Source organism: Pseudomonas sp. C1C7 (assembly GCF_013359595.1).
Taxonomy (GTDB): domain Bacteria; phylum Pseudomonadota; class Gammaproteobacteria; order Pseudomonadales; family Pseudomonadaceae; genus Aquipseudomonas.
In genome coordinates this window covers 88536-108897 of record NZ_JABFMP010000014.1, presented here as the reverse complement: position 1 = coordinate 108897, position 20362 = coordinate 88536, and the positions used below count along the sequence as shown (strand labels likewise).

The following is a 20362-nucleotide window of genomic DNA, read 5'->3' as shown; positions in this document are numbered from 1 at the left end:
GTTCCTGCTGGCCTCTTCGCGGGCAAGCCCGCTCCCACAGGGTCTGATGGTGTACACAAAATAGATGAACACCTTCAAACCTTGTGGGAGCGGGCTTGCCCGCGAAGAGGCCATTGAAGGCGGCACAAAACTCAGTGAGCCTCCCCAGCCTTCAGCCCCGCCGGCAATGTCCTGGTCAACAACACCGCCACCATGCTGATCCCCAGCGCAATCCCGACAAAATGAAACGCATCGTTGTAGGCCATGATCGACGCCTGCTGATGGGCAATCTCACTGAGCTTGGCCAACGCCGCATTCTCATTGCCCAGCTTGTCGGTCAATGACGCCAGGCGCTCGGCCACCTGCGGATTGCTGGGCACGATGGACTCGCGCAAGTAATCGAAGTAAGTCTTGGTCCGCGCATCCAGCAAGGTGGCGAGGAGGGCGATGCCGATGGCGCCGCCCAGGTTGCGCAGGATGTTGAACAGGCTCGACGCCGAGCCCGCATCCTGGGGCAGGATGTAGGCCGTGGCGATCAGTGAGATGGTGACCATGATCAGCGGCTGGCCCAGGGCCCGGATGATCTGGATCTGATTGAACTGCGGCCCGGCGAAATCCGGGTTCAGCACCCCGGAAGAGAAACTCGCCAGGCCGAACAGGCCGAAACCCACCGTGCACAGCCATTTCGGCGAGATGTACTTCATCAGCTTCGGCACCAGCGGAATCAGAAACAGCTGGGGCACGCCCATCCACATGATCACTTCGCCGATCTGCAGGGCGTTGTAGTTCTGGATCTGCGCCAGGTACAGCGGCAGCAGATAGATCGAACCGTACAGCCCGACCCCCATCCCGATACTGGAAATACTCGACAGCCCGAAGTTGCGATTGCCCAGGATGCCCAGGTTGATCAGCGGATTGGGCTTGGAAAACTGCACGATCACAAAGGTGATCAGGCTGATCAGAGCGATGCTGCCGAGGGTGACGATCAGGTCCGATTCGAGCCAGTCCTTGCGATGGCCTTCCTCCAGAAACACCTGCAGGCAGCCCAGGCCGACGCCGAGGGTGACAATGCCGGCGTAGTCGGTGCTTTTCAGCAATTCCCAGTGCGCTTCCTTCTTCTCCAGACCGTACATCAGGCCGGCGATCATGATCAGACCGGGCGGAATGTTGATGTAGAAGATGTATTCCCAGCCCCAGTTTTCAGTCAGCCAGCCGCCGAGGGTCGGGCCGATGGAAGGGGCGAAAGTGGCGGTCATGGCGAACATCGCCATGCCCTTGGCGCGGTGATGCTCGGGCAGTTTGATCAGGGTCAGGGTAAACGCCAGCGGGATCAGCGCGCCGCCGGTAAAGCCCTGGAGCGCACGGAAGACGATCATGCTTTCCAGGCTCCAGGCCATGGAACACAGCAGCGAGGCGACCAGAAACCCCAATGACACCCAGACAGCCAGCCGCCGCGCCGACAGCAGCTGCACCAGCCAGGCGGTGAGTGGGATCATGATGATTTCCGCCACCAAATAAGAGGTGGAGATCCACGAGCCTTCTTCCAGGGTGGCCGACAACGCACCCTGGATGTCCTTGAGCGAGGAATTGGTGATCTGGATATCGAGCACGGCCATGAAGGCGCCGAGCATCACGCTCATTACCGCGATCCAGTCCCGCCGGGTCGGTTCCCCGACCGGGCGGATCAGCTGGTCACCGGCCATCGTCAGCGCTGTCTTTGCTGCTTACCTTGGGCGCGACGGTTTCAGGGGCGTCCTTGATATTGACGGTGGCGGTCACCGACATGCCCGGGCGGATCTTGCCGCGCAGCGGATTGTCGGCGGCGAAGGTCAGCTTGACCGGAATCCTTTGCACGACCTTGGTGAAGTTGCCGGTGGCATTGTCCGGCGGCAACAGGCTGAACTGCGCGCCCGAGGCGGCGAACAGGCTGTCGACCCGGGCTTCGATCGGCGTGTCGCCATAGGCGTCGAAGACCAGTTCGGCTTTCTGTCCGGGCTGCATGTGGCCGATCTGGGTTTCCTTGAAGTTGGCCTGAATCCAGATGTCTTCATCGGGCACGATCGACAGCAGGTAGGCGCCGGCCTGCACGTACTGGCCTTCGCGGGCCGCACGCTGGCCGATCAGCCCGCTGATCGGTGCATGGATTTCGCTGCGGGTCAGGTTCAGCTCGGCCTGGGCCAGATCGGCCTTGGCGTTGGCGATCTGCGCGTCCAGGCGCTTGATGTCGGCGGTCAGCGCATTGACCTGCTGGCGCTGGCCCTGGGCATCGGCCTGGGCCTTGCTCAACTGCGACTGGGCAATGTGGTTGTCGGCGGAGAGGGTGGTCACCCGTTCTTCCGAGACGTAGCCGGGTTTGCGCAGGGTTTGCGCGCGGGCGAGGTCAATCTGCGAACGGCCGAGGCTGGCCTGGGTGGAGGCGACCTGGGCATCGCTGGCGGCGATCAGGCTGGACTGCTGCGTCAGTTTACTCTGGGCTTGCAGGCGTTCGGCCTGGCGGGTGGCGAGGGCGGCGTTGGCGCGGTCGACGGCGAGGCGGAAATCATCGCCTTCGAGCCGGATCAACAGTTGGCCTTTCTCGACGTGCTGGTTGTCCTGCACCAGCACCTGATCGATGCGCGCCCCCAGTTGGCTGGATACGCGGGTGATCTCGCCCTGGACATACGCGTTGTCGGTGCTTTCATAAAAACGCCCCTTGAAGAACCAATGGGCGAAGAAGCCCCCGGCGATCAGCAGGACGAGCAGCAGGAAAACGGACAGGCGACGCTTGAGTTGGGCAGGCATGGGGCAAACTGTAGTCGAGAATATGTAAGGAAAGTTATCAGCAGGTGAATCTGGCATGAAGCCGACAAGCGGTAAATGCCATCCCTTGATATTCGGTCATTCACCGCGTGATACGGGCGTTCCAGACGCAACCTTGGCTTAAATGCCCTGTTCGCTGGAGCGGGGCGGGTGTCGCCTGTTACCATTCGCGGCTTGATTGTTTCTTTGCTTTTCATTCTTTTCGAGACATGCCATGACCACCGTCCGCACTCGCATCGCGCCATCGCCTACCGGGGATCCCCACGTAGGTACCGCTTACATCGCATTGTTCAACTACTGCTTTGCCAAGCAGCACGGCGGTGAGTTCATTCTGCGGATCGAAGACACCGACCAGTTGCGTTCGACCCGCGAGTCCGAACAGCAGATCTTCGACGCACTGCGCTGGCTGGGCATCGACTGGAGCGAAGGCCCGGACGTCGGCGGCCCGCACGGTCCATACCGTCAGAGCGAGCGTGGCGACATTTATCAGAAGTACTGCCAGCAACTGGTCGACCTGGGCCATGCCTTCCCGTGCTTCTGCACCGCCGAAGAGCTGGACCAGATGCGCGCCGAGCAGATGGCCCGCGGTGAAACCCCGCGTTACGACGGCCGCGCCTTGCTGCTGTCCAAGGAAGAAGTGGCCCGTCGCCTGGCTGCCGGCGAGCCTCACGTGATCCGCATGAAGGTGCCGACCGAAGGCGTCTGCGTGGTGCCGGACATGCTGCGCGGCGACGTTGAAATCCCGTGGGATCGCATGGACATGCAAGTCCTGATGAAGACCGACGGCCTGCCGACCTACTTCCTGGCCAACGTGGTCGACGACCACCTGATGGGCATCACCCACGTCCTGCGCGGCGAAGAGTGGCTGCCATCGGCACCGAAACTGATCCTTTTGTACGAGTACTTCGGCTGGGAACAGCCAGAGCTGTGCTACATGCCGCTGCTGCGTAACCCGGACAAGAGCAAGCTGTCCAAGCGCAAGAACCCGACGTCGGTGACCTTTTACGAGCGCATGGGCTTCATGCCCGAGGCCATGCTCAACTACCTGGGCCGCATGGGCTGGTCGATGCCGGACGAGCGCGAGAAGTTCTCGCTGCAGGAAATGGTCGACAACTTCGACCTCAAGCGCGTGTCCCTGGGTGGGCCGATTTTCGACATCGAGAAGCTGTCCTGGCTCAACGGCCAGTGGCTGCGCGACCTGCCGGTGGAAGAGTTCGCCGCACGGGTGCAGAAGTGGGCATTCAATTGCGAATACATGATGAAGATCGCGCCGCACGTGCAGGGTCGGGTTGAAACCTTCAGCCAGGTCGCACCGCTGGCCGGCTTCTTCTTCGCCGGTGGCGTGAACCCGGATGCCAGCCTGTTCGAATCCAAGAAGCTCTCGGGCGATCAGGTGCGTCAGCTGATGCAGCTGATCCTCTGGAAGCTCGAAAGCCTGCGTCAGTGGGAAAAGGACAGCATCACCGCGACGATTCAGGCGGTGGTCGAGTCCCTGCAACTGAAGCTGCGCGATGCCATGCCGCTGATGTTCGCCGCGATCACCGGGCAGGCCAGCTCGGTATCGGTGCTCGATGCGATGGAAATCCTTGGCCCGGACCTGACCCGTTTCCGCTTGCGCCAGGCGATCGACCTGCTGGGCGGCGTGTCGAAGAAAGAAAACAAAGAGTGGGAAAAGCTGCTGGGCGCTATCGCCTGATTCCCTGTAGCAGCTGCCGAGGTACGAGGCTGCGTCGGGCTGCGCAGCAGCCCCTTTATGGACAACATGAAGGGGCAGGGCGAGCGCTTCGCACTCGAACGCAGCCTGCGGCAGCTGCTACAGAGACGGTTTTACCCCCGGATTTACGGGGGGAGGGCGGTAAGTGATTGTTATGCCGACAAAAAATTTTAAATTTTTTGAAAAATAAGTTTGACAGGCTTTCGATACGCCCTTAAGATTCGCCCCGTCCTCAGCGATGACATCAACGATGAGGGGCTATAGCTCAGCTGGGAGAGCGCTTGCATGGCATGCAAGAGGTCGACGGTTCGATCCCGTCTAGCTCCACCAAATTTACACTTCGAGGTCTGGCCACACCGGCCTTGAAGCGATCAACACTCAGCGTTGATCAGTTGTATAGAAGGGTTTGCGTCCCCTTCGTCTAGTGGCCTAGGACACCGCCCTTTCACGGCGGTAACAGGGGTTCGAGTCCCCTAGGGGACGCCAGTTTTACAGAAGCGATGTTGCAAGAGATCGCTCCGCCGAGAGGCGAAAAATCCGGGGCTATAGCTCAGCTGGGAGAGCGCCTGCATGGCATGCAGGAGGTCAGCGGTTCGATCCCGCTTAGCTCCACCAATTTACAGTTCAAGGTCTGGCCACACCGGCCTTGAATCGATCAGCACTCAGCACTGATCAGTTGTATAGAAGGTTTGTGTCCCCTTCGTCTAGTGGCCTAGGACACCGCCCTTTCACGGCGGTAACAGGGGTTCGAGTCCCCTAGGGGACGCCACGATTACCCGCTCTGCGGGATTTTATAAGGGTCATTCAATTATTGAATGGCCCTTTTGTTTGTCTGGCGTTTGGCCAAATCTCCCTACCTCTCTCAAACTGTTCTTCAGACCAGCGGTCACATCCACGACTTGCAGAATATTATTATGAGAATAATATTCTAGTCGTAATATTTGGAGGCAACGATGAACGATAAAAAAGCTCAAACCCGAGAACGCATTCTCAAGGCCGCCAGCGCAGCGCTGATCCAGCGTGGCCCGGCGGAACCGAGCGTGGGCGAAGTGATGGGCGCGGCCGGCCTGACTGTCGGTGGCTTTTATGCACACTTCGAAAGCAAGGACGCGATGATGCTGGAGGCGTTCAAGCATTTGCTGGCGCGCCGTCGTGACTCGATTGCCGACATGGATGCCGAGTTGACCGGTGAAGAGCGTCGCGCCCTGGTCGCTGCGTTCTATCTGTCGCGCAAGCACCGCGATTCCAGCGAGTCTGCCTGCCCGATTCCGGCCTCCATCGGCGAGCTCGGACGCCTGCCCGATACCTTCCGTGTGGCCCTCAACGAGCACATGGAAATGATGGTCGCGCAGCTGGCGGACAGCCCTGAAGACATCGAAAAAGCCCTGGCCGACATGGCCTTGATGGTGGGCGGCCTGGCGCTGGCACGGGCGTTGGGGCCTGGTGATTTATCCGATCGATTGTTGCGCGCTGCCAAATCGGCGGTGCGTTGACCTGAAGGCAAGGCCTTGGGAGAGAGCGATGAGCACGTTGAAGTGGGTTCGTGGCGTTAATGGCACCTTGGGCTGGTTCGCTCCAAAACTGGTCGCAAGCAAAATGCGGCTGGCGTTCATGACGCCGCGGGATTTTCCACCCAGCGACTGGGAATTGCCGCTGCTGGCCAAATCCGAACGAATCACTTTGCGTTTCGGCCTCTCTGCGTTGCGCTGGGGGCAAGGCCCGACGGTGTTGCTGATGCACGGCTGGGAAGGTCGGCCAACGCAATTCGCCACCCTGATCACCGTCCTGGTCGATGCCGGCTACACCGTGGTCGCCCTCGATGGCCCGGCACACGGTCGTTCACCGGGCACCGAAGCGAATGTCGTGCTGTTCGCCCGTGCCATGCTCGAAGCCGCTGCCGAATTGCCGCCGTTGCAAGCGGTCATCGGCCATTCCATGGGAGGCGCCAGTGCCATGCTGGCGGTGCAATTGGGTCTGCGCACCGAAACCCTGGTCACCATTGGCGCTCCGGCGCGCATTCTTGGGGTGTTGCGCGGTTTTGCCCGTTACGTGCGACTGCCGCCGAAAGCCCGTTCGGCTTTCATCCGTCAGGTCGAGAAAGACGTCGGCATGCGCGCCGCCACGCTGGACGTAGCGCACTATCAGCTCGACATGCCCGGCCTGATCGTTCATGCCGAGGACGACAAGTATGTCCCGGCCAAGGAAGCGCAGTTGATCCACGAAGCCTGGTTCGACAGCCGCCTGCTGCGCCTGGAGGAGGGTGGTCATCACCGGGTGCTCGCCGACCCTCGGGTGATTGATGGCGTGTTATCACTGCTGGCCGGTCGCAGCCTGCAATCGCGCCAATCGGCCTGAGCATCCGTTACACTGCGCCGGTCGACAATATCTGACCGGGAGTGGGGCATGGGCTGGGATCGGGCAACGCCGTTCATCATTGATCTGCAAGTGGCCGCCGAAGATATCGATGGGCTGGGGCACGCCAATAACGCGGTGTATGTGACCTGGCTCGAGCGTTGCGCCTGGCGGCACTCGCAGCGCCTTGGCCTGGATCTGGCCGAATATCGCCGGTTGGACCGGGCGATGGCGGTGGTGCGGCATGAGATTGACTATCTGGCGGCGGCCTATGAAGGTGATGAGTTGCAGATGGCGACCTGGATTGTCGATTGGGACCAGCGCCTGAAGATGACTCGTCATTTTCAGTTAAAGCGGCCTGGTGACAATGCGACTTTGTTGCGGGCGCAGACCACATTTGTCTGTATTGAGCTGTCCACCGGCAGGCCCAAGCGTATGCCCACAGAGTTCATTGAAGGGTACGGCCCGGCGCTTCAACTCCCGACCTGACTTCATGGATGTACGCAGAACCCCTGTGGGAGCGGGCTTGCCCGCGAAGGCGGCCTGACATTCAACCTGATTTTTGCGGGTGCATGCAGTCCCAATGCAGGCGCTGCCGAAGGCTGAGATCTTTTGATCTTTGAAGATCGCAGCTTCGTTTCACTCGTCAGCTCCTACACGTTCCGCCCTGAAAACCAGTAAACTGCCCGCCGTTTTTCGTTGAGTGTGTTTTCCATGCAAATTGCTCTGGCACCCATGGAGGGGTTGGTCGATAACATCTTGCGCGATGTGCTGACCCGGGTGGGTGGGATTGATTGGTGTGTGACCGAGTTCATTCGGGTCAACGATCAGTTGCTTACGCCTGCCTATTTCCACAAGTTCGGTCCCGAACTGCTGAACGGTGCCCGCACCGCTTCCGGCGTGCCGCTACGTGTGCAGTTGCTCGGTTCGGATCCGGTGTGTCTGGCGGAAAACGCTGCGCTGGCCTGTGAGCTGGGGTCGGAGGTGATTGACCTGAACTTCGGCTGCCCGGCCAAGACGGTGAACAAGTCCCGGGGCGGTGCGGTGCTGCTCAAGGAGCCGGAGTTGTTGAACCAGATCGTCGAGCACGTTCGGCGTGCGGTGCCGGCGCATATTCCGGTGACGGCCAAGATGCGCCTGGGCTTCGACAGCCCGGATGGTTCGCTGGTCTGCGCCACGGCGCTGGCTGAGGGCGGCGCGGAGCATATTGTGGTTCATGCGCGGACCAAGACCGACGGTTACAAGCCGCCGGCGCATTGGGAATGGATTCCACGGGTGCAGGACGTGGTCAAGGTGCCGGTGTTCGCCAATGGCGATATCTGGAGCGTCGAGGACTGGCGTCGTTGCCGTGAGATCAGTGGCGTGGAAGACATCATGCTCGGTCGCGGTCTGGTGTCGCGGCCGGATCTGGCCCGGCAAATCGCCGCGGCGCGGGCCGGTGAAGAGGTGGTCGAGATGACCTGGGCCGAGCTGCTGCCACTGCTCCAGGACTTCTGGCTGCAGGCCGTGGCGCAGATGACCCCGCGTCAGGCGCCGGGCCGTCTGAAGCAGTGGCTGGCGATGCTGACCCGCAATTATCCAGAGGCCGTTGAGCTGTTCAACGTCCTGCGTCGCGAGACCGAGCTGGATCAGGTTTCGCGCCTGCTCGGCTTGCCGGTGGCGCAAGCGGCCTGAAAAAAATCTGCAAAAAATCTCTTGAAATGCAATCAGCGGTCCCTATCTAAGGGTTACGCGATGCCGAATTCGGGTCGCGGAGACAAAAAACCTTGCTGATTGTTTTCAGGAGATTTGAACCATGACTACTGCATTTTCCCTGGCGCCTCTGTTCCGTTCCTCGGTGGGCTTCGACCGTTTCAACGACCTGTTCGAAACCGCCCTGCGCAACGAGCCTGGCAGCACTTACCCTCCCTACAACGTCGAAAAACACGGTGACGATCAATACCGCATCGTCGTGGCGGCAGCCGGTTTCCAGGAAGAAGACCTGGAGCTGCAAGTGGAGAAGGGCGTGCTGACCATCAGTGGCGGCAAGCGTGATGCGAGCGAAGGCGTGACCTTCCTGCATCAAGGCATCGCCCAGCGAGCCTTCAAGCTGTCCTTCCGTCTGGCGGATCACATCGAAATCAAGGCCGCGGGCCTGAGCAACGGTCTGTTGAGCATCGACCTGTTGCGTGTGATCCCGGAAGAAGCGAAAGCCAAGCGCATCCCGATCAACGGGGCGCAGAAACCGGCGCTGCAACACTAAGCCGGACAGTAAAAAAGGGCGCCAGTGGCGCCCTTTTTTGTGTCTGCGATTTAGCGTTGTCCGCCGATGTCCAGCGCATCTACCGTACGCGGATGACGGGACGAAAACAGCAGGCCGCCGGCGATTTGCCAGATCACCGCAAACGCGCCGACCAGAAACACGATGTCGCCGAAGGTGCGCACCCAGCGCAGGGTCTGCAGCAGATCCTGTTGCATGAACTCTTCGCCGCGGGCGTACCACAGGCCCTGGCTGGCGCTGGCGTAGAACTGCAGGATGCCGATCGGCAGCAGGCTGGTGACGATCATCAGCATCAGGCCGCCGTTGAGCCACCAGAAGCCGGTGCTCATCAGGCGATCGTTGAACTGCAGGTTCGGCCGCAGGTAACGCAGGATCAGCAGGCTGAAACCCAGTGCCAGCGAGCCATACACCCCGAACAGCGCGGCGTGAGCGTGCAGCGGCGTGGTGTTCAGGCCCTGGATGTAATACAGCGAAATCGGCGGGTTGATCAGGAAGCCGAACACCCCGGCGCCGAGCATGTTCCAGAACGCGGTGGCGATGAAGAACTGCAATGGCCAGCGAATCTGCGCCATCCATGCCGCACGTTCCTTGAGCCGCCAGTTTTCCCAGGCTTCATGGCCCAGCAGGATCAGCGGCACCACTTCCAGGGCGCTGAAGGTGGCGCCCACCGCCATCACCGGTGTGGTGGTGCCGGAGAAATAGATGTGGTGGAACGTGCCGGGTACACCGCCGAGCATGAACAGTGAAGCCGAACCCAGGGTCGCGGTGGTGGCCAGGCGCTTGGACACCAGGCCCATGCTGGTGAAGATGAACGCCAGCGCCGTGGTGGCGAACACCTCGAAGAAACCTTCGACCCACAGATGCACCACCCACCAGCGCCAGTACTCCATCACCGACAGGTTGGTGCGCTCGCCATAGAACAGGCCGGCACCGTAGAACAGACCGATGGCAATCACCGAGCAGGCCAGCAGCGCCAGCAGGTTTTTGTCGCCGGGCTGGCGCAGGGCGGGCAGCATCGCGCGCAGCATCAGGACCAGCCAGAACACGATCCCGGCGAATTTGGCGATCTGCCAAAGACGGCCCAGGTCCACGTACTCATAACCCTGATGACCGAGCCAGAAGCTCCACTCGTGGGGCATCAGTTGCGCGATGGCGAGGAAGTTGCCGGCATAGGAGCCGACGACCACCAGCACCAGGGCCCAGAACAGAATATCGACACCCAGCTTCTGCCATTTCGGGTCCTTGCCGCCGTTGATGAACGGTGCGAGAAACAACCCCGCCGCGAGGAAGCCGGTGGCGATCCAGAACATCGCGCTTTGCAGATGCCAGGTGCGGGTCAGCGAGTAGGGGAACCACTTCGACAGGGGCAGGCCGTAGAAATCCTGGCCTTCGACCGTGTAATGCGCGGTCACGCCGCCCATCAGTACCTGGAAGCCGAACAGCGCGCCGACCAGCAGCAGGTATTTGCCCAGGGCTTTTTGCGAGGGGGTGAGTTTGATCAGGCTCAGGGGATCCTGGGCCGGCACCTTGGGCTCGCCTTCTTCGTGATTGCGCAGGAAGGCCCAGCCCCAGACCAGGAAACCGATCCCCGCCAGCAACACGACAATGCTGATAATCGACCAGACCATGTTTTCGGCGGTCGGGTGGTTGTCGATCAGCGGTTCGTGGGGCCAATTGTTGGTGAAGGTTGCGGCCTGGCCGTCACGCTCGGTGGCGGCCGCCCAGGCGGTCCAGAAGAAAAACTGTGTCAGCTGCTGGCGCCGGGTGGCGTCGGGCAGGGTGTTTTCCTTCATGGCGAAGCTCTCGCGGCTATGGTGCAGCGAAGCGTCGTTGCCGAACAGGGCATGGTAATAGGCGGCGGTTTGCGCGATGGCCTGGATGCGGCGCTCGCTGAGGATCAGTGTGCCGTTGACCAGGCGGTTGCCACGGTATTCGCGCTTGAGTTGATGGCGCAGCTGGGCTTGCTGGTCGTCATCGATGTGCTCGAAGGTCTTGCCGTAGGCCTGCTGTGCGGCCAGGTCGAGCCAGGCGAGCAGTTCGCGGTGCAGCCAGTCGGCCGTCCAGTCCGGTGCCTGGTAGGCGCCGTGCCCCCAGATCGAGCCCAACTGCATGCCGCCGATACTCTGCCAGGCGGTTTGCCCGTCGAGGATGTCGCCGGCGCGGAACAGGGTGGTGCCGTCGACGCTTTGCACCTGCTCGGGGATCGGCGGGGCCTGTCGGTAGATTTCGTGACCGAACCAGCCCAGCAGGCAGAACGTCACGCCGAGGACGCCAATCAGCGACCACCATAACTTGCGGTATTCCCCCATGGATCACCTCATTATCAAAAAAAAAGCGCCCGCATAACGAGTATGCGGGCGCAGAAAACCCGGCCCTGTGATCGGGAAGAGGAGCCGGGGCGTTGCACAGGAGAATGATCGGCTGCCGGCGATCATTCTTCGGTGGGTGGAGTGCAAGGCCACCTGCCGAATGCGTGGCGCCAATGTACGGCGCGGCTGACGTGGCGTCACTTGTACAGAGGGTCAGCAAGTTCATACACAGGTATGAACACCGGGCTCTCTGTAGGAGCGAGCTTGCTCGCGATGGTCGTCAACGATGACGCGGGGAGTCTGATTCCCCGCGGTGTTCTGTAGTGCATCGCGAGTGAACTCGCTCCTAAAGGGGGAGGGGTGGGGCGGGGTTACTGCAACAGCTTCTGGAATTCCTCGACCGGCAACGGTTGGCTATGCAGATACCCCTGATAAAAATGACACCCCAGCCCCTGCAGGAACTCCAGTTGCTCAGGCGTTTCCACGCCTTCGGCAATCACCTTCAATTCCAGGCTGCGGGCCATGGCGACGATGGCGCGGATGATTTCGGCGTCGTTGGGATCGGTGGTGGCGTCGCGGATGAACGATTGGTCGATCTTCAGCGTGTCGACCGGCAAGCGCTTGAGATAGGTCAGCGAGGAATACCCGGTCCCAAAGTCATCCATCGCAAAGCTCACCCCGAGCTTCTTCAGGCGGCGCATTTTGCTGATGGTGTCTTCAAGATTCTGAATGACAATGCCTTCAGTGATTTCCAGCTTCAGCATCGAACTGGGCAGGCCGTAATGGGCCAGGCTTTCCTCAATGTGCTCGACGAAATCGTTCTGGCGGAACTGCCGCGGGCTGATGTTCACGCACAGGCTGAAATCTTGCGGATCCACCAGGCCGTTGGCGATCAGATGCCTGAACGCCTGGCAGGCCTCATCGACGATCCAGGTGCCGACTTCCAGGATCAAGCCGCTGTCTTCCAGCACCTTGATGAACTCGGTGGGCGATTGTGCGCCGAGTTCCGGATGGGTCCAGCGCACCAGTGCCTCGGCCCCGACGATACGGTTCTCCCGGGCATCGAGTTGAGGTTGGTAATGCACGCGAAACTCGCCCCGCGACAGCGCCAGGCGCAGGTCGGTCTCCATGCGCAGCCGCTCGCTCGCGGCCTTCTGCATGGTGTTGTGGTACATCTGCGCGGTGTTGCGCCCCGAGTCCTTGGCCCGATACAGCGCAATGTCCGCACGCTTGAGCAGGTCGGTCGGCGTGGAGCCGTGGTCGGGAATCAGCGCGATGCCAATACTCGGCGTTACCTGCAGGCGTTGGCCGTCGAGGAACATCGGCTCTGACAGCAATTCGCGCAAGGTGTCGGCCAACTCTGAAACCTGCAGGCTGACGTCGTTGCGCGAACCTTCCAGACCACTGAGCAGCACCACGAACTCGTCACCACCCAGCCGCGCGACGGTGTCTTCCATGCGCACGCTGGCTTCCAGGCGCGCCGTGATGATCTTCAGCACCGTATCGCCCACCGGATGGCCGAGGGAATCGTTGATGTGCTTGAAGTGGTCCAGGTCGAGGAACATCAGCGCGCCGCGCAAATTGTGGCGCTTGAGCAGAGCGATCTGCTGGCTCAGGCGATCCATCAGCAGCGCGCGGTTGGGCAGGTTGGTCAGCGGGTCGTGGTAGGCCAGATGGCGAATCTGCGCCTCGGCATTCTTCAGCAGGCTGACATCCCGGGCAGTCAGCAGCAGGCACGCGGTTTCATTGAGGGTGATCGGCTCCACCGAGACTTCCACCGTCAGCAACTCGCCGCGCTTGTTGCGCCCTAGCATTTCCAGGTGATGCACCCGGCCCTTGATCTGCAATTCCGCCAGCAACGCCGAACGCTGTTTCTCTTCGGCCCAGATCCCCACCTGATACACCGTGCGCCCGATCACCTCGTCGGCGCGGTATCCGGTCAGGCGGCAGAAACCGTCGTTGACCTCCAGATAGCGCCCGGTGTCGCGTTCGGTGATGGTGATGGCGTCGGGGCTGGAGTGGAATGCCTTGGCGAACTTCTCTTCACTGGCCTTGAGCGCCGCTTCCGACCGTTGCTGCTGGGTGATGTCGCGCAGGGTCGTGACCACGCACGGCTGATCGCCGACGCTGATCTGCCGGCTGGAGATCACGCAGGTCAGCAAATGCCCGTCCTTGTGCTGGACGATGATCGCCACGTTGTTCAGCGCCTGCTCGCGGATCACCTGTTCGATGCGCTGCAGGCTTTTCGCCGAGGCGTCCCACAGGCCTATTTCGTCGGCGCTGCGGCCGATCACGTCGTAGGTGGTCCAGCCGAAAGTCTGGGTGAAGCTGGAGTTGATCTCGATGAACTGGCCGGTGTCCTGGCGCGTGACGCAGATCGGGTCCGGGCTGACCTGGAACAGGGTGGCGAACTTCTCTTCGGACGCCACCAGGCGCTGCTCGCGCTCCACCTGTTCGGTGATGTCGAGCAGGGTGCCGGCCATGCGCAGCGGCAGGCCGTTTTCATCGCGGTACAGCCGGGCGCGGCTTTCCAGGTAGCGGATGCTGCCATCGGGCAGTTGCACGCGATAGGTCAGCTGGTAGTTGCCCGCCGGGCCTTCGCGCAGGCTGCGGTAGGCGTCGCGCATGGTGTCGCGTTCGTTGCCGGGGACGCCTTCGAAAAACTCCTCGAAGGATTCATGGAAGGGTTTGGCTTCCAGGCCGTGCAATTGCGCCGCGCGAGCCGAGCCGTAGAGCATGCCGCTGGGGATGTGCCAGTCCCAGGTGCCCAGTTGCGCCGAATCCAGGGCCAGGTCGAGGCGTTCCTGGCTGTCTTTGAGTGCCTGATCGGCGGCTTTGCGTTCGGTGGTGTCGAGAAAGGTACTCAGCAGATAAGGCTGGCCTTCGAGTTCGACCTTCTGCGCGCTGAGGATGCCGTCGTGGATTTGCCCATTGCTGGCGCGGAACTGCACTTCCATGCTGATCAGGTCGCCCTTGGCCTTGGTGGCCCTGACCAGTTCCGCCCGTTGCTCGGGGTGCACCCACAGGCCCAGTTCCAGGGTGGTGCGACCGATGGCTTCCTGCACCGGCCAGCCGAACAGGCTTTCGAAGTACTGGTTGGCTTCGGTGATCAGCCCGTCGTCCTGGCGGGTCAGCAGGACCATGTTCGGGCACAGATGAAACAGCGTGGCGAAACGCTTTTCCGAGCTGCTCAGCGCCTGTTCGCGCTGGCGTTGGTGGGTGATTTCGCGAATCACCCCGATCATTCGGGGCCGGCCGTTCTTGTCCGGCAACAGACTGCCGTTGATTTCCAGCCAGTGCAGGCTGCCGTCGGGCCAGCGTATGCGGTGATGCATCGCCTGTTCCAGCGGTGCGCCGGCGATCACCGCGTGGAAGGCGCGAACGGTTTTGGCCCGGTCTTCGGGGGGCAGCAGGTCGAGGTATTCCAGATCCGCCGGCAGCGGCTGGCGTGGGTCGAAACCGAACAGTGCCTGCGTACCCCGGGACCAACTGATCTGACCGCGCTCGATATCCCAATACCACGCGCCCAAACGTGCGCCGTTCAGGGCAGCCAGCAGTTGCGGGGCACTTTCCCAGCTCTGCTCGGAGCGTTTGGGATCCAGTGCCTGGATGCGTGGCATGGGCGGAATTCGGTCAACAGATTTCGGCATTGGCAAGCCTTGTACTGAAGTGGGCGTTTGTACAGGGTTTCGCGGCTCTATAGGAGTAGCACAAGTTAGCCTTGAGTCCCTGGCAGATCGATCTGAGCATCCAGCAAGGCCATGAAGGCCCGTGCAGCGTTCGACAGCGTCCGTTCCGTGTGCAGGATATAGCCTAGCTGGCGCGAGAGCTGTATGCCCGGCAAAGGTACGCGCGCCACCTGATCGTCGAGCATGGTCCGCGGCAGGACACTCCAGGCCAGGCCGATGGACACCATCATCTTGATGGTTTCCAGGTAGTTGGTGCTCATGGCGATGTTCGGCGTCAGGCCCTGGGCCTCGAACAGGCGCTGGACGATGTGGTGGGTAAAAGTGTTGCCGCCGGGAAACACCGCCGGATGCCCGGCGATGTCCGACAGGCTGATCGCGCCGTTATTGAGCAGCGAATGCTCCGGGGCGACCACGAAATCCAGCGGGTCGTCCCACACCGGCGTGGCCGCCACCAGCGCGTGAGGCTCCGGCGCCAGGGTGATCACCGCCAATTCTGCGCGGCCGTGCAGGATCTCTTCGTAGGCCACTTCCGAATCGAGGAACTGGATATCCAGGGCGACATCGGGGTAACGGCGGGTGAACGCCCTTAATAAAGGAGGCAGCCGATGCAGGCCGATGTGGTGACTGGTGGCCAGGGTCAGACGACCGGTCACCTCGCCGGTGAGGTTGGTGAGCGCACGGCGCGTATCATCAAGGACGTTGAGGATCTGGTAGGCCCGGGGCAGCAGGGCGCGGCCGGCCTCGGTCAGGCCCACTTCACGGCCCAGCCTGTCGAACAGGCGCACCTTCAATTGCTGCTCCAGCCCGGCGATGCGCTTGCTGATCGCCGGTTGGGTCAGGTGCAGGCGTTCACCGGCGCCGGAGAAGCTTCCCGTCTCGGCGATGGCAATAAAGGCATTGAGGTTGGCCAGGTCCATATCGCATTCCAGTTGGTTATCCAAAGCATAAAAAATATGAATTTGAGTTATTTAATCTAACCCCATAGGATCAGCCTCACAAGCCAAAGGGTTATTGAATTTCTCAAGACCCAGGGCATAGAAACAAGCTGATGAGGAAACCGTCTGATGGCCGGCAAAACGCTCTACGACAAGCTCTGGGATTCGCATTTGGTCAAGCAGCGCGACGATGGCTCTGCTCTGATCTACATCGATCGTCACATCATTCATGAAGTGACTTCGCCGCAAGCCTTCGAAGGTCTGCGTCTGGCCGGGCGTCGCCCATGGCGCATCGATGCCAACATCGCGACCCCGGACCACAACGTACCGACCACCCCGGAGCGCAAGGGCGGCATCGAAGCCATTGCCGACCAGGTCTCGCGCCTGCAGGTCCAGACCCTCGACGACAACTGCGATGAATACGGCATCGTCGAGTTCAAGATGAACGACGTCCGCCAGGGCATCGTCCATGTGATCGGCCCGGAGCAGGGCGCGACCTTGCCGGGCATGACCGTGGTCTGCGGCGACTCCCACACCTCGACCCACGGCGCATTCGGTGCCCTGGCTCACGGTATCGGCACTTCCGAGGTCGAGCACGTGCTCGCCACCCAGTGCCTGGTCGCCAAGAAAATGAAGAACATGCTGGTCTCCGTCGAAGGCAAATTGCCGTTCGGCGTGACTGCCAAGGACATAGTCCTGGCCGTGATCGGCAAGATCGGCACCGCCGGTGGTAACGGCCATGCCATCGAGTTCGCTGGCAGCGCGATTCGCGACCTGTCCGTCGAAGGCCGCATGACCATCTGCAACATGTCCATCGAGGCCGGCGCTCGCGTAGGTCTGGTGGCGGCTGACGAAAAAACCGTCGAATACGTGAAAGGCCGTCCGTTCGCGCCGAAAGGTGCGGAGTGGGATCTGGCGGTTGAAGCCTGGAAAGACCTGGTTTCCGACGCCGATGCGGTGTTCGACACCGTGGTCGAGCTCGACGCGACCCAGATCAAGCCGCAAGTCAGCTGGGGCACTTCGCCCGAGATGGTGTTGGCTGTGGACCAGAACGTGCCGGACCCTGCCAGGGAAACCGACCTGGTCAAGCGCGGTTCCATCGAGCGCGCCTTGAAGTACATGGGTTTGAGCGCCAATCAGGCGATCACTGACATCCAGCTGGACCGCGTATTCATCGGTTCCTGCACCAACTCGCGGATCGAAGACCTGCGCGCTGCTGCCGTGATCGCCAAGGGCCGCAAAGTGGCCTCGACCATCAAGCAGGCCATCGTGGTGCCGGGCTCGGGTCTGGTGAAGGCTCAGGCGGAATCCGAAGGTCTGGACAAGATTTTCCTCGAAGCCGGTTTTGAATGGCGTGAGCCGGGTTGCTCGATGTGCCTGGCGATGAACCCGGACCGTTTGGAGTCCGGCGAGCATTGCGCCTCGACCTCCAACCGTAACTTCGAAGGCCGTCAGGGCGCCGGTGGTCGTACCCACCTGGTGAGCCCGGCCATGGCCGCGGCGGCAGCGGTAAACGGTCGTTTCATCGACGTCCGTGAATTGATCTAAGGAGCGCAGCATGAAAGCTTTTACCCAGCACACTGGACTTGTCGCGCCTCTGGATCGTGCCAACGTCGACACCGACCAGATCATCCCGAAGCAGTTCCTGAAGTCGATCAAACGCACCGGTTTCGGCCCGAACCTGTTCGACGAATGGCGTTACCTGGACGTGGGCCAGCCTTACCAGGACAACTCCAAGCGCCCGCTGAACAAGGACTTCGTCCTCAATGCCGAGCGTTATCAGGGCGCCAGCGTATTGCTGGCCCGTGAGAACTTCGGTTGCGGCTCCAGCCGTGAGCACGCGCCGTGGGCTTTGGAAGAATACGGTTTCCGCAGCATCATCGCGCCGAGCTACGCCGACATCTTCTTCAACAACAGCTTCAAGAACGGCTTGCTGCCGATCATCTTGAGCGACGAGGAAGTCGATGAGCTGTTCAAGCAGGTCGAGGCGGACCCGGGCTATCAGTTGCAGATCGATCTGCAGGCCCAGACCGTGACCCGTCCGGATGGCAAGGTCCTGACGTTCGAGATCGACGATTTCCGCAAGCATTGCCTGTTGAACGGTCTGGACGACATCGGCCTGACCCTGCAGGACGGTGATGCGATTGCGGCGTTCGAGGCCAAGCACCGGGCCAGCCAGCCTTGGTTGTTTCGCAACGCGTGATTGATCCGAAATTGATGTAGTCAGGGTCGGCCCCATCGCGGGCAAGCCCGCTCCCACAGGTTTTGTGAACGACTCAAATCACTGTGGGAGCTGGCTTGCCAGCGATGAGGCCCGAATGAACAACACAAGATTCACTCCCAAAAGGAAATCCCCATGACCAGCACCGCCCAGCACAGTCAGGTAGTCCAGAAGCAATTTGGTGAACAGGCCGCGGCCTACCTGAGCAGCGCCGTCCACGCTCAAGGCACCGAATTCGCTCTGCTACAGGCTGAAGTGGCAGGCAAGGGCGATGCCCGGGTGCTGGACCTGGGCTGTGGCGCCGGTCACGTGAGTTTTCAGGTGGCTTCGCTGGTGAAGGAAGTGGTGGCCTACGACCTGTCGCAGCAGATGCTCGACGTGGTGGCCGCCGCGGCCGTCGATCGTGGCCTGGGCAACGTATCCACGGTCAATGGCGCGGCCGAGCGCCTGCCGTTCGCCGACGGCGAGTTCGACTTCGTGTTCAGCCGTTATTCGGCCCATCACTGGAGCGATCTCGGTTTGGCCCTGCGGGAAGTGCGCCGGGTGTTGAAGCCTGGCGGCGTGGCGGCATTCATTGACGTGTTGTCACCGGGTAGCCCTCTGTTCGACACTTACCTGCAAAGCGTCGAAGTGCTGCGCGACACCAGTCACGTGCGCGATTATTCCGCCGGCGAGTGGTTGCGTCAGGTCAGCGAAGCGGGGCTTCATACCCGCAGCACCAGCCGTCAACGCCTGCGCCTGGAGTACAACTCCTGGGTCGAGCGCATGCGCACACCGCAGGTGATGCGCGCGGCGATCCGCGAATTGCAGCAGTCAATGGGCAACGAAGTACGCGATTATTTTGAGATTGAGGCCGATGGTTCGTTCAGTACCGATGTACTGGTGCTGATGGCCGAGCGATAAGCGACAAGAGCCAGCGATAGAATTTTTCCGGGCGCGCCTGCGGGCGCACCGACTGATGACATGAGGAAAGCATGAGCAAGCAGATTCTGATTCTCCCAGGCGACGGCATTGGTCCGGAAATCATGGCCGAAGCGGTCAAGGTGCTGGAAGTGGCCAACGACAAGTTCGCCCTGGGCTTCGAGCTGAGCCACGACGTGATCGGTGGCGCCGCCATCGACAAGCACGGCGTGCCGCTGGCCGATGAAACCCTGGAGCGCGCCCGCGCTGCCGATGCCGTGCTGCTGGGCGCCGTTGGCGGCCCGAAATGGGACACCATCGAGCGTGACATCCGCCCTGAGCGCGGTCTGCTGAAAATCCGTGCGCAACTGGGCCTGTTCGGCAACCTGCGTCCGGCGATCCTGTACCCGCAACTGGCCGAGGCTTCCAGCCTGAAGCCGGAAATCGTCTCCGGCCTGGACATCCTGATCGTTCGCGAACTGACCGGCGGTATCTACTTCGGTTCGCCGCGCGGCACCCGTACCCTGGAAAACGGCGAGCGCCAGTCCTACGACACCCTGCCGTACAGCGAAAGCGAAATCCGTCGCATCGCCCGTGTCGGTTTCGACATGGCCATGGTGCGCAACAAGAAGCTGTGCTCGGTGGACAAGGCCAACGTCCTGGCGTCCAGCCAGCTGTGGCGTGAAATCGTCGAGCAAGTGGCCAAGGACTACCCGGAAGTCGAACTGAGCCACATGTACGTCGACAACGCCGCCATGCAACTGGTGCGCGCGCCGAAGCAGTTCGACGTGATCGTCACCGACAACATGTTCGGCGACATCCTGTCCGACCAGGCCTCGATGCTCACCGGTTCCATCGGCATGCTGCCGTCGGCGTCCCTGGACACCCACAACAAGGGCATGTACGAGCCTTGCCACGGTTCCGCGCCGGACATCGCAGGCCAGGGCATCGCCAACCCGCTGGCGACCATTTTGTCGGTGTCGATGATGCTGCGTTACAGCTTCAGCCAGTCGGCTGCGGCCGATGCCATCGAGCAAGCCGTCAGCCTGGTGCTGGACCAGGGCTTGCGCACGGGCGACATCTGGTCGACCGGTTGTACCAAAGTCGGTACGCAGCAAATGGGTGACGCAGTAGTCGCCGCGCTGCGGAATCTGTAATCTCTCGGGCCCGCTGCGATTTTCACCCCCGAAAGCAGCGGCCCACT

Annotated in this window: 15 protein-coding genes and 4 tRNA genes; 14 read left to right on the top strand and 5 right to left on the bottom strand. The window is 61.4% G+C overall.

Annotated elements, in window-relative coordinates; genetic code table 11:
- Positions 1–131 precede the first annotated feature (131 nt).
- Together HNO86_RS14150 and HNO86_RS14145 are read right to left on the bottom strand one after the other, a co-directional pair.
- Positions 132–1682, bottom strand: coding sequence for an MDR family MFS transporter (locus HNO86_RS14150; RefSeq protein WP_175377558.1), 1551 nt, complete (start codon positions 1680–1682; stop codon positions 132–134).
- A complete protein-coding gene (locus HNO86_RS14145) occupies positions 1672–2760 on the bottom strand; it encodes an HlyD family secretion protein (protein ID WP_175377557.1) in 1089 nt (362 codons plus the stop codon). The genes HNO86_RS14150 and HNO86_RS14145 overlap by 11 nt, the downstream gene beginning before the upstream one ends.
- 232 nt (positions 2761–2992) lie before the next feature.
- On the opposite strand from HNO86_RS14145, the gene gltX reads away from it, so the two are divergent.
- The 10 genes from gltX to HNO86_RS14095 all read left to right on the top strand — a co-directional run bounded on the left by gltX (position 2993) and on the right by HNO86_RS14095 (position 9086).
- A complete protein-coding gene (gene gltX / locus HNO86_RS14140; RefSeq protein ID WP_175377556.1) occupies positions 2993–4474 on the top strand; it encodes a glutamate--tRNA ligase in 1482 nt (493 codons plus the stop codon).
- Positions 4475–4746: 272 nt separating this feature from the next.
- Positions 4747–4822, top strand: a tRNA-Ala gene (locus tag HNO86_RS14135).
- Positions 4823–4902: 80 nt separating this feature from the next.
- Positions 4903–4978: transfer RNA gene (locus HNO86_RS14130), tRNA-Glu, on the top strand.
- Between the two features lie 53 nt (positions 4979–5031).
- Positions 5032–5107 (top strand) — tRNA-Ala (locus HNO86_RS14125).
- Positions 5108–5185: 78 nt separating this feature from the next.
- Positions 5186–5261: transfer RNA gene (locus HNO86_RS14120), tRNA-Glu, on the top strand.
- A gap of 184 nt (positions 5262–5445) precedes the next feature.
- On the top strand, positions 5446–5985 hold the full coding sequence (locus HNO86_RS14115; RefSeq protein WP_175377555.1) for a TetR/AcrR family transcriptional regulator: 540 nt from the start codon (positions 5446–5448) through the stop codon (positions 5983–5985).
- Between the two features lie 28 nt (positions 5986–6013).
- Positions 6014–6847 carry an alpha/beta fold hydrolase gene (locus HNO86_RS14110; protein ID WP_175377554.1) on the top strand — a complete coding sequence of 278 codons (834 nt, stop codon included), beginning with the start codon at positions 6014–6016 and terminating at the stop codon, positions 6845–6847.
- Positions 6848–6895: 48 nt separating this feature from the next.
- Positions 6896–7333: a thioesterase family protein gene (locus HNO86_RS14105; RefSeq protein ID WP_175377553.1), complete on the top strand. Its 438-nt coding sequence runs from the start codon at positions 6896–6898 to the stop codon at positions 7331–7333.
- A gap of 225 nt (positions 7334–7558) precedes the next feature.
- Positions 7559–8518, top strand: a complete 960-nt coding sequence (locus HNO86_RS14100; protein ID WP_175377552.1) for a tRNA-dihydrouridine synthase — start codon at positions 7559–7561, stop codon at positions 8516–8518.
- A 121-nt stretch (positions 8519–8639) separates the two neighbouring features.
- The gene (locus tag HNO86_RS14095; protein WP_150771062.1) at positions 8640–9086 is read left to right on the top strand and encodes an Hsp20 family protein; all 447 of its coding nucleotides are present in this window, start codon (positions 8640–8642) and stop codon (positions 9084–9086) included.
- Positions 9087–9136: 50 nt separating this feature from the next.
- On the opposite strand, the gene HNO86_RS14090 is transcribed toward HNO86_RS14095, so the two are convergent.
- From HNO86_RS14090 to HNO86_RS14080, 3 genes are all read right to left on the bottom strand, one after another.
- Positions 9137–11413 (bottom strand): nitric-oxide reductase large subunit, encoded by a 2277-nt coding sequence (locus HNO86_RS14090; RefSeq protein WP_175377551.1) that lies wholly within the window; start codon positions 11411–11413, stop codon positions 9137–9139.
- Between the two features lie 371 nt (positions 11414–11784).
- The gene (locus HNO86_RS14085) at positions 11785–15063 is read right to left on the bottom strand and encodes a PAS domain S-box protein (RefSeq protein WP_175377550.1); all 3279 of its coding nucleotides are present in this window, start codon (positions 15061–15063) and stop codon (positions 11785–11787) included.
- 65 nt (positions 15064–15128) lie between these two features.
- Positions 15129–16019 (bottom strand): LysR family transcriptional regulator, encoded by an 891-nt coding sequence (locus tag HNO86_RS14080; protein ID WP_175377549.1) that lies wholly within the window; start codon positions 16017–16019, stop codon positions 15129–15131.
- Positions 16020–16166: 147 nt separating this feature from the next.
- Here HNO86_RS14080 and leuC point away from each other — a divergent pair, with 147 nt between their 5' ends.
- The 4 genes from leuC (at position 16167) to leuB (ending at position 20315) form a co-directional block, all read left to right on the top strand.
- A complete protein-coding gene (leuC, locus tag HNO86_RS14075; RefSeq protein ID WP_175377548.1) occupies positions 16167–17585 on the top strand; it encodes a 3-isopropylmalate dehydratase large subunit in 1419 nt (472 codons plus the stop codon).
- A 10-nt stretch (positions 17586–17595) separates the two neighbouring features.
- Positions 17596–18240: a 3-isopropylmalate dehydratase small subunit gene (gene leuD / locus HNO86_RS14070; protein ID WP_175377547.1), complete on the top strand. Its 645-nt coding sequence runs from the start codon at positions 17596–17598 to the stop codon at positions 18238–18240.
- 153 nt (positions 18241–18393) lie between these two features.
- Positions 18394–19161 carry a class I SAM-dependent methyltransferase gene (locus tag HNO86_RS14065; RefSeq protein ID WP_175377546.1) on the top strand — a complete coding sequence of 256 codons (768 nt, stop codon included), beginning with the start codon at positions 18394–18396 and terminating at the stop codon, positions 19159–19161.
- Positions 19162–19232: 71 nt separating this feature from the next.
- Complete coding sequence (leuB, locus tag HNO86_RS14060) at positions 19233–20315, top strand: 3-isopropylmalate dehydrogenase (protein ID WP_175377545.1); 1083 nt, start codon at positions 19233–19235, stop codon at positions 20313–20315.
- The last annotated feature ends 47 nt before the right edge of the window (positions 20316–20362 follow it).